Genomic DNA, 12,597 nt, shown 5'->3' on the forward strand with positions numbered 1-12,597 from the left:
GTTTTCTCTTTTCTATATTTATTTTTCTTTCAAAGCAGAGAATAATCCTGCTAAAGCAATAGCACCTGACAAGAGTGCTGTCGATAGAAGAATTGTCTGATCAGCAAGTTCTAATTGATATTCAAACACCTTCTCAGCCGGCTTATCTTCCGCAAATATTCTTAGTTTCATCTTTTTTCCTCAAAGACCTTAAAACAACTCATCAAACAAACTCAACTGGTTATCCTCTGGCATATTGCCCAGAATCCCCATTTCATCCATCTTTTCAACCAAAGTTGATGAGAGCCCACCACGCTTGCGTAGTTCTGTTTTAGAGAGGAATTCTCCCTCTTCACGCGCTCGCACCAATTGCTTGGCAACGTTCTCTCCCAGACCATCCATTGCTACAAATGGCGGGATAAGAGTGTCGCCATCAATCAGAAATTCAGTCGCATCACTGCGGTATAGATCTAGCTTGCCAAATTTGAAACCACGTTCCCACATCTCATTGACAATCTCAAGAGTTGTATAGAGATCGATTTCCACATTGGAAGCTTCATTGTTCTTCCGTTTTTCAGAGATTTCTTCCATTCTACGCTTGATAGTATCCAAGCCCGCACCCATGGTCTTGATATCAAAAGCCTTAGCGCGGATTGAGAAGTAAGCACAGTAGTAATAAATGGGATGATGAACCTTGAAGTAAGCTACACGCAAGGCCATCATAACGTAGGCTGCCGCATGGGCTTTGGGGAACATATACTTAATTTTCCCACAGGATTCGATATACCACTCTGGCACCTTATTAGCCTTCATGGCTTCGATGTAGCCATTGCGTTCCTCTTCGGAAATCTTGAGCCACAAGCCCTTACGCACCCGTTCCATGATGGTAAAGGCCAGCTTCGGTTCGAGGCCAGCATGCATGAGGTAAACCATGATGTCGTCCCGACAACCGATAACAGTCGATAGGTCTGCTATTCCTTGCTTAATCAAATCTTGAGCATTGCCCAGCCAAACGTCGGTACCGTGGGACAACCCTGACAACTGAAGCAACTCCGCAAAAGTCGTCGGATGCGTCTCGTCTACCATTCCACGTACGAAATTGGTTCCAAACTCTGGAATCCCCAACATCCCCGTAGGCGTCCCGATTTGCTCAGGTGTTACCCCTAGCACATCAGTCCCTGAAAAGAGTGCCATAACGCCTTCATCATCCATAGGAATTTCATTGGGATCAATACCAGACAAATCCTGAAGTTTCCGAATCATGGTCGGATCATCATGTCCCAGTACATCGAGTTTGAGGACGTTCTCGTCGATATCATGGAAGTTAAAGTGAGTGGTCTGCCATTCAGCCGTCACGTCATCTGCTGGATACTGGACAGGCGTAAAGTCGTAAACATCCATGTAGTTAGGAATAACAACGATTCCCCCCGGGTGTTGTCCCGTTGTCCGCTTGACACCAGCTGCACCTTGAGCGAGGCGTTCCACCTCTGCATCACGATAAAACTTGCCATAGTCTCGCTCGTAACCCTTGACAAATCCATAGGCAGTCTTGGCAGCCACCGTACCAACCGTTCCTGCACGGAAGGCGTATTCCTCGCCAAAGATATCACGTACATCCAAATGGGCGCTAGGTTGATCTTCTCCCGAGAAGTTCAAGTCAATATCAGGAACCTTGTCTCCATCAAAACCAAGGAAGGTTTCAAACGGAATATCCTGTCCGTTTTTACTGAGTTTGTGACCACAGTTTGGACAATCCTTATTGGGCATATCAAATCCTGAACCATACGAACCATCGGTGATAAACTCGCTGTATTGACACTGACCACAGACATAGTGAGGAGAGAGAGGATTAACCTCCGTAATCCCAATCATGGTCGCAACGAAACTAGATCCTACAGACCCACGAGAGCCAACCAAGTAACCCCGTTCATTGGAACGTTGAACCAGCATCTGCGATGCCAGATAAATCACAGCAAATCCATTCCCCAGAATGGAAGTCAATTCTTTTTCAATCCGCAAATCAACAATATCTGGCAGCGGATTTCCATAAATCTCAAAAGCTTTCTTATAGGTCAACTCAGCAACTGTTTCTTCAGCCTTGTCAATGAAAGGCGTATACAAGTCACCCTTAACTACCTCAACAGGTTCAAAGATATCTGCCAAGGCATTGGTGTTTTCAATAACCAATTTGCGAGCTAATTCCTCTCCCAAGAAGGCAAATTCATCCAACATTTCATTGGTCGTTCTAAAATGAGCTTTTGGAAGAGGAGCGGGTTGAGCATGTTCCCCATGACCGATAGTTCGGTTAATCATCGCCCCCTGTCCCAAACTACGAACAATTATTTCACGGTAAATCTCTTCTTCCGGTTCGATATAGTGAACATTTCCAGTAGCCAGAACAGGCTTACCAAGACGGTCTCCCACTTCTATCAAACTCTTTATAATGGTCTGGAGTTCTTCCATATCCTTGACCTGCTCCTTGGCAATCAAGGGAGCATAGATAGCTGGTGGCATGACCTCGATAAAGTCATAATACTTGGCCACCTCAATCGCCGCATCCACACCTTGGGAAACGACTGCATCAAAAACTTCACCTTCAGAGCAAGCTGAACCTAAAATCAAACCTTCCCGATGGGCATCTAAAACCGTTCTCGGAATCCGTGGCACCCCTTCAAAGTACTTAGTATTGGACAAAGAAACCAGTTTAAAGATATTTTTTAAACCTACCTGATTCTTGACATAAATGGTCGCATGTTTAATCCTAGCTTTTTTATAAGAATCTAGACTAATCAAATCAATGTTTAGTCTAGCCAAGTCGGTCACACCATGTTTTTCTGCTACTTCTTTGATAAAAATAAAGAGCAGACGACCAGTAGCTTCCGCATCATAATTGGCCATGTGGTGATGTTCCAAAGCCACACCAAAACGCTTGGTCAAAGGCCCCAAACCATGACGTTTATACTCAGGATAGAGATTTCTAGCAAACTCAAGTGTATCAATAACTGGCTGACTAATCCTTGGAAGACCATGACGCTCATAGTTGGCATTCATAAATCCAACGTCAAAGGTAGCATTGTGGGCAACTAAGACCGTATCCTTGCAGAATTCTTGGAATTCTTGCAAAACTTGTTCCAGTGGTTTGGCATTTTTGACATGGTCATCTGTAATTCCAGTCAACTCAGTAGTAAAAGCTGACAAGGGATGTCCAGGATTGATAAATTCATCAAATTCAGCAATAACATTCCCCTTGTACATCTTAGAGGCCGCAACCTGAATCAAGTCATTATAGATGGCTGAAAGACCTGTCGTTTCCACGTCAAAGACCACATAGGTCGCTTCTGACAATTCCATCTTCACTTCGTTATAAACGATAGGAACACGGTCCTCCACAATATTGGCTTCCATTCCATAAATCAGCTGGATTCCCGCTTTCTTAGCCGCCTTATAGCCGTGTGGGAAGGACTGGACATTCCCATGGTCCGTGATGGCAACCGCCTTGTGTCCCCACTTAGCAGCTGTCGCAACTATCTCTTCTACCTCTGGTAGAGCATCCATGGTCGACATATTAGTATGAGCATGAAACTCAACCCGACGCTCACCTTCTGGCATCAAATCCTTCCGCTCATAGTGAACAACTTCCTGCACATCCTGCACATTCATCGTCAAATCGCGTGTGAAGTTATTCATCTCCACATTCCCACGCACTCGGAGCCAAGAATTTTTCTTAATTAGATCAAACTTCTGAGCCTCTTCCTCGTTCTTAACCCACTTTTGCATAGAAAAACTTGAAGTGTAGTCCGTCATTTTAAAGTTGATCAAAACACGCCCTGTTCTGGTCACTTTTTGCTCCACATCAAAAACAACCCCTTCAAAGACCAAACGATTTTCCTCCGTCGTCACTTCGATCATAGGAGTAATCTCTGCCTTATCCAGCTTTGGTTTAGCTACAGCTTTTTTCGCTTGAAAATCAAAGGCTGGCTTCTCTTCCACTGGAGGAGGTGCCATCTGTTCCAGTTGTTCCATAGCACGGAGCGCTTCCTCATTGGCAGCTTGAACAATCTGTTCATTTTCCGCATGAAAGGCTTCTTCCTGCTCTTGAGTCAGCATATCATTTTTCTCTACTTGACAAGTAAAAGTTGGAAAGCCAAATTTTTCAAGTTGTTTAGCTAAATTAGGAAGATGATTCTTCTTAAAATGTTCCTTATCAATCGCCTCAGAGCCTTCAATAAATAGTTGATTGCCCTCCGCACGAACTCGCAAATTCTGATAAAGGGACTTAAAACCTTGACTAGCACATGGCCCCTCAGAGAAAGCCTCCCTATAGTAGGACTGCAAGAGTTGGTTTGAAAATTCTTGAGACAGAACCTTGATTTCGAAAATAGCTTTATTCCCTGTCTTAGAAAATTCTTCCCTCAAACCTTTCTTTAATTCTAAAAAAATTTCAATCGGTAAAATATTAGAAAATACGAAATGAAACTCCCATACCTTACTAATTTTATGAACCACAACTCGCTCAATATCGGCCTGTGCTAAAGCAGGAGCCTGTCTCATTTCAGCAGGCATCCCCAATTGATTCATCAAAATTTCAAAACTATTTGACATTCATTTTCCTCACATTATTCTTCTACTATTTTACCATATTTAGAGGTATTTTCTAAAGACAAAAGGAAGCCACTAAGTGACTTCCTTCTAGAGTGAGAACTGATTAGTCTTCACCTTTATTTTTCTTAATGATTTCTTCTTGTACTGACTTAGGTACGTCTTCGTAGTGGTCAAATACCATCATGAATGTACCACGTCCTTGAGATGCAGAACGAAGAACTGTTGCGTAACCGAACATTTCAGCAAGTGGAACGTAAGCACGAACGATTTGGCTGTTACCGTGTGCTTCCATACCATCTACACGTCCACGACGAGCAGTTACGTGACCCATAACATCACCAAGGTTTTCTTCTGGAACAGTGATTGTTACAAGCATCATTGGCTCAAGGATAGCTGGTTGTGCTGATTTAGCAGCTTCTTTAAGGGCAAGTGAAGCCGCGATCTTGAAGGCAGTTTCAGATGAGTCGACATCGTGGTATGAACCATCGTAAAGCTTAGCTTTAACGTCAACCATTGGGTAACCTGCAAGAACACCGTTAGCCATAGATTCTACCAAACCTTTTTCAACCGCTGGGATAAATTCACGAGGAACCACACCACCGACGATTGCGTTTTCGAATTCGAATCCTTTACCTTCTTCGTTTGGAGTAAATTCAATCCATACATCACCGAATTGACCTTTACCACCAGACTGACGTTTGAAGAATCCACGTGCTTGAGTAGAAGCACGGAATGTTTCACGGTAAGATACTTGAGGAGCACCTACGTTCGCTTCAACTTTGAACTCACGACGCATACGGTCAACAAAGACGTCAAGGTGAAGTTCACCCATACCAGAGATAACTGTTTCACCAGTTTCAACGTTTGTTTCAACGCGGAATGTTGGATCTTCTTCAGCCAATTTTTGAAGGGCGATACCCATCTTATCTTGGTCTGCTTTAGATTTTGGCTCAACCATCAATTGGATAACTGGTTCTGGAACGTTGATTGACTCAAGGATGATTTTAGCTTTTTCATCTGTCAATGAGTCACCAGTTGTAGTATCTTTCAAACCAACGGCAGCAGCGATATCACCTGAGTAAACAGTGTCAATTTCTTGACGGCTGTTAGCGTGCATTTGAAGGATACGTCCGATACGTTCACGTTTACCTTTAGAAGTGTTCAATACGTATGAACCTGATTGAAGAACACCTGAGTAAACACGGAAGAATGTCAAACGACCTACGAATGGGTCTGTCATGATTTTGAAGGCAAGAGCTGCAAATGGCTCTTCATCAGATGCTGGACGAGTTTCTTCTTCGTCTGTATCTGGGTTGATACCTTTGATTGCTGGGATGTCAAGTGGGCTTGGAAGGTAGTCGATAACCGCATCAAGCATCAATTGAACACCTTTGTTTTTGAAGGCAGAACCACACAATACTGGGAAGAATTCAACGTTGATAGTCGCTTTACGGATACCAGCTTTCAATTCTTCGTTAGTGATTTCTTCACCTTCGAGGTATTTCATCATCAATTCTTCGTCAGTTTCAGCAACTGCTTCGATCAATTTTTCACGGTATTCTTGAGCTTGGTCAAGGTATTCAGCTGGAATATCTTCTTCAAGGATATCTGTACCAAGGTCGTTAGTATAGATTTCAGCTTTCATCTTGATCAAGTCGATGATACCACGGAAGTCATCTTCAGAACCGATTGGCAATTGGATTGGGTGTGCGTTTGCTTGAAGACGATCGTGAAGTGTGCTTACAGAGTAAAGGAAGTCAGCACCGATTTTGTCCATTTTGTTGGCAAATACGATACGTGGAACTCCGTACTCAGTTGCTTGACGCCAAACTGTTTCAGTTTGAGGCTCAACACCTGATTGTGAGTCAAGAACGGTAACCGCACCATCCAATACACGAAGAGAACGTTGTACTTCGATTGTGAAGTCCACGTGTCCTGGTGTGTCGATGATGTTTACGCGGTGGTTGTTCCATTGAGCTGTTGTTGCAGCAGATGTGATAGTGATCCCACGTTCTTGCTCTTGCTCCATCCAGTCCATTTGTGACGCACCTTCGTGAGTTTCACCGATTTTGTGGATTTTACCAGTGTAGTAAAGAATACGCTCAGTAGTTGTTGTTTTACCAGCATCGACGTGAGCCATGATACCGATATTACGAGTTTTTTCAAGTGAAAATTCGCGTGCCATGAGGTTTGTTTCTCCTATTTATTTTTGATTTCTATTCTATTATAACATGATTTTAATAAAAACGGATAGGCAGGACCTACCCGTTCTCAATGTTTTCATGCTATTGTTGGTTTCGACTTGTAGATTTACAAATTGAATCGAACTCGGTCTAAAAGCCCAAGTTAGTTGAGTTGAGCTCAAGCTAAAAGTCTGGAGAAAAAGATGAATCTCATTGGTTGCAGTCGCAACCTGCTTCGATTCCCTATTTTCTCTGGGACTTTTTTAACGCTTTCGCATCCTATATTACCAACGGAAGTGTGCGAATGCACGGTTAGCTTCAGCCATACGGTGAGTGTCTTCACGTTTCTTAACAGCTGCACCAGTGTTGTTAGCAGCATCTAAGATTTCTTTTGCAAGACGGTCTTGCATTGTGTGTTCACCACGAAGACGAGCGATTGTTACCAACCAACGAAGTCCAAGTGTTGTACGACGTTCTGGACGAACTTCAACTGGGACTTGGTAGTTAGAACCACCAACACGACGTGCACGTACTTCAAGTACAGGCATGATGTTTTCCATAGCTGTTTCAAATACTTCAAGTGCATCGTTTCCAGTAGCTTCTTTGATTTGCTCAAAGGCACCGTAAACGATTGAAGCAGCTGTACCACGTTTACCATCAAGCATAACGCGGTTGATAAGACGAGTAACTAGTTGTGAATTGTAAAGCGGATCTGGCAATACGTCACGTTTTGGAGCTCTATTTTTACGACTCATTTCTCTTTATCCCCTTTCCTTATGCTTTTGGACGTTTAGTACCGTATTTAGAACGGCCTTGTTTACGATCGTTAACACCTGCAGTATCAAGTGCACCACGGACGATATGGTAACGTACCCCTGGAAGGTCTTTTACACGTCCACCACGAAGAAGCACCACGCTGTGCTCTTGCAAGTTGTGTCCGATACCTGGGATGTAGGCAGTAACTTCGATAAGGTTGCTCAAACGTACACGAGCGAATTTACGAAGGGCTGAGTTAGGTTTTTTAGGTGTCATTGTTCCAACACGAGTTGCAACACCACGTTTTTGTGGTGAAGAAACGTTTGTTTGAACTTTTTTATGACTGTTGTAACCAACGTTCAAAGCTGGTGATTTAGATTTTTCTACTTTTGATTTACGCGGTTTGCGAACCAATTGGTTAATTGTAGGCATCTACATTCTCCTGTGTTTTTTTATTTTTGGTGATGATACACTTGGTGACAGCTATCATCTGTGTGTACTTTTGCAACATTTGTCAGCACGTCCCTGTACACTCTTGAGAGACCAAAAGTAAAAAGTACCGTCTATTATTGTAACAAAATTTTCACCTCATTGTCAAGATGTTTTTCTTTTTTCTTGTTAATTTTAGCTCTTGGTACCACCTTATACTAAATGAAAATCATAGAGCAAACTAGGAAGCTAGCCACAGGCTGCTCAAAGCACTGCTTTGAGGTTGTAGATAAGACTGACAAAGTCAGTCACATATATAATCTAAGGCGACGCTGACGAGGTTTGAAGAGATTTTCGAAGAGTATTAGACGAAACAAAAAGGAGGAAACTAAGCCCCCTCAAGTTACAAATTATTTCTTTGAAACACTTCAATTTTAGCACATAATGGTTTTCGAGATAGGATAGTATCACAACCAACCAGATTCTTTCGCGATATTAGCTGCCTCTGTTCGATTACCTGCATCTAGTTTCGAAAGAATATTGGTGACATAGTTTCGGACTGTTCCGTTGGATAGATAAAGTTGATCTGCAATTTCTTGGTTAGAGAAACCCTGAGCGATTCCCTTTAAAACTGCGACTTCTTGCTCTGTTAATGGATTGGGATGCGTCATCACCACTTCCATCAATTCAGGAGAATACTCCTTACGTCCTTCGAGGACGGTGTGCAAGGTTTGCATGAGGTCTGCAATGCTTCTTTCTTTTAATACATAAGCATCTACACCAGCCTTGACCGCACGTTCAAAATACCCAGGACGCTTGAAGGTCGTCACCACAACCACCTTTGTTTCTAGATTTTCTGCTCGTATCCACTCCAAGACTTCAAGACCTGTCTTAACAGGCATTTCTACGTCAAGGATGGCGATATCAACAGACTCCTTTTCTAATAGTTGGATTGCTTCCTGCCCATTCTTGACTTGAAGAACAGACTCCACATCCGGTTGAAGCGTGAGCAATTGACACATAGCATCTCGCAACATACTTTGATCTTCTGCGACTAATACTTTCATCTACATTCTCTCCTTATAAGCTAGTCGAACCTGAACTTCTGTCAGTTGTTTTTGACTAATTACATTTACCTCTCCCGAAAATGGAAGGACACGATCTCGAACTGTATGGAGCTCATTCCCTTTTATTGAAGTAAAACCACAACCATCATCTCTTACTGTTAAAAGGAGTTCTTTCTCTGTCCGTTCTAATCTTAAGTAAGCTTTAGACGCTTTAGCATGCTTGATGATATTGGTTGCCAGTTCTAATAAAATCATAGCAGCCGTGGACTCCATATCCTGGGTCAAGCTAGCCTTGTCCAAGTGATTGTCAACTTGAACCTCAATGCCAGCAATTTCTAGCATCTTTTTGACAGTTTCAAGTTCTGAAGCTAAGGTCCGTGACTTCAGATTTTCCACAATAGTTCGTACTTCATTCATGGAATCCTTGCTTATCTGCTGAATTTCTTTTAATTCCTTCTCCACCTGTGGATAAGCCTCCATCTGAAATAACTGCAAGGCGAGATCCGTTTTGACACTCAGCATAGCAAAGGTGTGTCCCAGACTATCATGCAAATCCTGACCGATACGACTGCGTTCATTTTCTGCTAGCAAGAGATTTATCTGGGCATTTTGCTTAGCCTGAGCTTCTTTCAAATCCTCTACAATTCGAACCCGAACCAAGCCAAAAGTCATCAAATCGACAAAAGTAAGAATCCCAAGCAGATAGAATAGAAACTCAACTTCGATTTTCTGAATAATCAACAGTTGCCCTACAACAAACACTTGAGTAAGGAGAAAAGTCCAGACATGTAAAGACTTTAAACTACGTATACCGAAATGATAAATTAAGAGATTGGAAAGGAAAAAGAAGAACCAGATATAATTCGCAGCAACAAAGGCAGTATAGCCAGCTACATAGACCAGCATGATTCCCCAGAAAAGCCAAGAAAGACGCTGGTTCTTAGTTATTAAAACACCCAAATACGCCACTACAAATAGAATATCAATCAATAAATGCCAGACAGGAAGCTCCCCAGTCACTACAGGAATGATGGAAAAAACCATAAAAATCAAACTGGCCCAATACATATAATCTATACTTTTCAGTCTTTCAAGCATTAAGAATTCTCCTTATGACCTTGAAGGTAAATGGTCAAACCAAATAAAACTGCTGAAAAAACAAGTAGATAAACTGTGGCTGATAAATTGATGCCAGCCTCATTTAAGAAGGTCTTAAGCAACTCCATCAACTGATAGGTCGGTAGGCACTTCCCGATTGCTTGCATCCAGTCTGGAAATAAAGAGATGGGCATCCAGAGTCCACCTAAGACAGCCAATCCTAGATAAAGAAGATTGCCCACGACAGACATCAACTGACTAGTTGGTAAGAGAGTCAAGGCCAAACCAAGGGCTACAAAAGCTACACTTCCAACTATCAGCAAGAGCGCAGCACCAACCCAGCTTCCTAGAGGCATGTCCACACCTCTTACAAAATGCCCAACTGAGAAAACCACCAAGATTGAAACCAAATAATCAATCAACATACTTGTTATCTTTGATAGATAATATTCTACCATATTTACAGGGCTATGACGTAATGTTTTCTGCCAGTTGTTGATCTTGTCGGTTTGTAAAACAACTGGGAATGAGAAGATAGCTGTCGACATCATGGAAAAAGCCGTCATGGAGATGAGGTAGTCGCGCATAAAATTAGTCGGTCCACCTGGTGTTTCCTGGTACATGCCTGAAAAAAATAAATAGAAGGCTGTCGGCATCCCTACTGATAACAAATAATAGACTAGTTGCCGTTTGGTCAATAGAAATTCTATCTTGTTTAGTGCGATCCATCGTTTCATCTTAGTCATCTCCCTTTTGTGTTTCTTCAAAGATTGTATCCAGCAAGCTACGATTATTGACTTCAATTTCTTGAATCCTACATCCTGCTCGAACTAATAGTTCCCAGAAAGCATCTGCTTCGCGTGTGACTACTTGTAGAGCATCCTGTTTTTGTGACCAGTTTTCAACCAAGTTTGACTGTTCGACAACTTCCTTATATGCTAGAGGAAGGATAAAGTGCTTTTCAATCTCCTCATTGCGCATGGCTAGAGGTGTTGTATCGCGAATCAACTCTCCCTTATTCAAGACCAAGATTCGGTCCGCTGTATGCTCTACCTCTTCGATGTAATGGGACGAATAGAGAATGGTAACTCCCTGCGCTTTTAGATCCTGAACAATTTCCCAAAAACGTTGGCGGGTTGAGGTATCCATGGCCGCAGTTGGCTCATCTAAAAAGACAAGTTTTGGTCGGCCAATCAAGGTTAAGACAAAAGAGAAAAGACGCTTTTGCCCACCTGACAATTTTTCTGCAAATTGCTCTTTTTGTTGCTTGTCAAACTGCAATAGTTGATCGATTTCCTGGTTGCTCAAGGGATTTAGATAAATGCTTTGAAAGAAAGCAATCAACTCTTTAACCTTTAGTTTTTGAACAATAACATTTTCTTGAGGAAGATAGGATCTGGTGTAGTCTAACTTGGAACTCGTCACTGGCAATCCTTGGATAGATATTTGTCCGCTAGTAACCAGTTTATCTCCCAATAAACAGTCTAGCAGTGTGCTCTTCCCAGCACCATTTGGACCAATCAAGGCAATGCATTCACCTTCAGCTACCTCAAAGGAAATATCCTTCAAAATAGCCTTGCCCTTGATGTTTTTATGTAAGCCTTGAACCTTAATCATGTTCATGATATTCTCCTTCCAGCCACTCCTTTCCCATCGGAAAGGCAATAAAAATCATAAATCCTAATCCCCATGCACCACGGATGAATTGGTGAAGGAAGGCTTGATCAAACCAACCTGTAAACATTTCTACCAACCATACCACTAGTGACAGTCCAATAAAAAGATAGAGAATCGCATTTTTCATTTTTCAAACTCCTTTTTCACATCTGAGACCAATTTTAATCCTTCTCGGATCAACCAAGACATCATGCTGAAACCTGCAAATAACTCCCAAGGAAAATGATAGAAGTCTTCATCCAACCCAGAAAACATGAGATAAGTCATGACTCCTGCTGCTACTAAACTCATTACGACAATTACTTTATGTTTCATTTTTTCTTCCTCCATTTCATACTTCAATTATAGACTTTTGAAGTTAGCAGATTCATACTTCAATTATAGACTTTTGAAGTTAGCAGAGCTAGATGCTTCTGTCACTAGGAAATATGACAAATGTCATAAAAGATTCTGTTTAAAAAATCAAGAAACATTTCACAACAAAACACGAGTACAAAAGAATTTATAGTCACTTCCGTCAAAGTGATATCAAATTTAGACTAAAATGTAAACTAATACTTATTTAAAAACTCAAGAGAAGAAATTTTTATCCTATAAGCACAAATATTATACGTTGTGCCAAAAGATTTTTTATTGCTTTCTTAAAAATTAGTAAAATTTATAAAAACCCTTAATTTTAAACGTGTATACCTAAATTTTAATTGAATATCAGTTTATAAAATGAATTACTCATACCAAAAAAGAGAGAACCAAACCGATTCTCCCTTAAAGTAAATAAAAAAGATACCTTAAGTATCCAGATAATT

The 12,597-nt window shown here is 41.6% G+C and carries 11 protein-coding genes; all 11 read right to left on the reverse strand.

What is annotated here, in order from left to right:
- Nucleotides 1-18: 18 nt before the first annotated feature.
- The gene (locus NMM17_RS07350) at nt 19-171 is read right to left on the reverse strand and encodes a hypothetical protein (protein WP_000776626.1); all 153 of its coding nucleotides are present in this window, start codon (nt 169-171) and stop codon (nt 19-21) included.
- 18 nt (nt 172-189) lie between these two features.
- Nucleotides 190-4,581 carry a PolC-type DNA polymerase III gene (locus tag NMM17_RS07355; protein ID WP_254754157.1) on the reverse strand — a complete coding sequence of 1,464 codons (4,392 nt, stop codon included), beginning with the start codon at nt 4,579-4,581 and terminating at the stop codon, nt 190-192.
- Nucleotides 4,582-4,684: 103 nt separating this feature from the next.
- Nucleotides 4,685-6,766, reverse strand: a complete 2,082-nt coding sequence (gene fusA, locus NMM17_RS07360; protein WP_254754158.1) for an elongation factor G — start codon at nt 6,764-6,766, stop codon at nt 4,685-4,687.
- 282 nt (nt 6,767-7,048) lie between these two features.
- Entirely contained in the window at nt 7,049-7,519 is a 471-nt protein-coding gene (rpsG, locus tag NMM17_RS07365) for a 30S ribosomal protein S7 (RefSeq protein ID WP_000087873.1), read from the reverse strand.
- A gap of 19 nt (nt 7,520-7,538) precedes the next feature.
- Nucleotides 7,539-7,952 carry a 30S ribosomal protein S12 gene (gene rpsL / locus NMM17_RS07370; RefSeq protein ID WP_001142332.1) on the reverse strand — a complete coding sequence of 138 codons (414 nt, stop codon included), beginning with the start codon at nt 7,950-7,952 and terminating at the stop codon, nt 7,539-7,541.
- 464 nt (nt 7,953-8,416) lie between these two features.
- Complete coding sequence (locus NMM17_RS07375) at nt 8,417-9,016, reverse strand: response regulator transcription factor (RefSeq protein ID WP_254754159.1); 600 nt, start codon at nt 9,014-9,016, stop codon at nt 8,417-8,419.
- A complete protein-coding gene (locus tag NMM17_RS07380) occupies nt 9,017-10,114 on the reverse strand; it encodes a sensor histidine kinase (RefSeq protein ID WP_254754160.1) in 1,098 nt (365 codons plus the stop codon). It lies immediately after the preceding gene.
- Nucleotides 10,114-10,851 carry an ABC transporter permease gene (locus NMM17_RS07385; RefSeq protein WP_254754161.1) on the reverse strand — a complete coding sequence of 246 codons (738 nt, stop codon included), beginning with the start codon at nt 10,849-10,851 and terminating at the stop codon, nt 10,114-10,116. The genes NMM17_RS07380 and NMM17_RS07385 overlap by 1 nt, the downstream gene beginning before the upstream one ends.
- A gap of 1 nt (nt 10,852) precedes the next feature.
- Complete coding sequence (locus NMM17_RS07390) at nt 10,853-11,737, reverse strand: ABC transporter ATP-binding protein (RefSeq protein WP_254754162.1); 885 nt, start codon at nt 11,735-11,737, stop codon at nt 10,853-10,855.
- Nucleotides 11,724-11,918 carry a hypothetical protein gene (locus NMM17_RS07395; protein WP_000786138.1) on the reverse strand — a complete coding sequence of 65 codons (195 nt, stop codon included), beginning with the start codon at nt 11,916-11,918 and terminating at the stop codon, nt 11,724-11,726. Before NMM17_RS07395 ends, NMM17_RS07390 begins: the two co-directional genes overlap by 14 nt.
- Nucleotides 11,915-12,121, reverse strand: coding sequence for a hypothetical protein (locus NMM17_RS07400; protein ID WP_004241869.1), 207 nt, complete (start codon nt 12,119-12,121; stop codon nt 11,915-11,917). Before NMM17_RS07400 ends, NMM17_RS07395 begins: the two co-directional genes overlap by 4 nt.
- Between the last annotated feature and the right edge of the window lie 476 nt (nt 12,122-12,597).

It is taken from the genome of Streptococcus sp. CF7_Ac1-12 (assembly GCF_024295905.1).
GTDB lineage: Bacteria > Bacillota > Bacilli > Lactobacillales > Streptococcaceae > Streptococcus > Streptococcus mitis_AP.

Coding starts and splice junctions, on each gene's coding strand:
- NMM17_RS07350 (WP_000776626.1), bottom strand. CDS start 171: ATGAAACTAAGAATATTTGCGGAAGATAAGCCGGCTGAGAAGGTGTTT.
- NMM17_RS07355 (WP_254754157.1), bottom strand. CDS start 4,581: ATGTCAAATAGTTTTGAAATTTTGATGAATCAATTGGGGATGCCTGCT.
- fusA (WP_254754158.1), bottom strand. CDS start 6,766: ATGGCACGCGAATTTTCACTTGAAAAAACTCGTAATATCGGTATCATG.
- rpsG (WP_000087873.1), bottom strand. CDS start 7,519: ATGAGTCGTAAAAATAGAGCTCCAAAACGTGACGTATTGCCAGATCCG.
- rpsL (WP_001142332.1), bottom strand. CDS start 7,952: ATGCCTACAATTAACCAATTGGTTCGCAAACCGCGTAAATCAAAAGTA.
- NMM17_RS07375 (WP_254754159.1), bottom strand. CDS start 9,016: ATGAAAGTATTAGTCGCAGAAGATCAAAGTATGTTGCGAGATGCTATG.
- NMM17_RS07380 (WP_254754160.1), bottom strand. CDS start 10,114: ATGCTTGAAAGACTGAAAAGTATAGATTATATGTATTGGGCCAGTTTG.
- NMM17_RS07385 (WP_254754161.1), bottom strand. CDS start 10,851: ATGAAACGATGGATCGCACTAAACAAGATAGAATTTCTATTGACCAAA.
- NMM17_RS07390 (WP_254754162.1), bottom strand. CDS start 11,737: ATGAACATGATTAAGGTTCAAGGCTTACATAAAAACATCAAGGGCAAG.
- NMM17_RS07395 (WP_000786138.1), bottom strand. CDS start 11,918: ATGAAAAATGCGATTCTCTATCTTTTTATTGGACTGTCACTAGTGGTA.
- NMM17_RS07400 (WP_004241869.1), bottom strand. CDS start 12,121: ATGGAGGAAGAAAAAATGAAACATAAAGTAATTGTCGTAATGAGTTTA.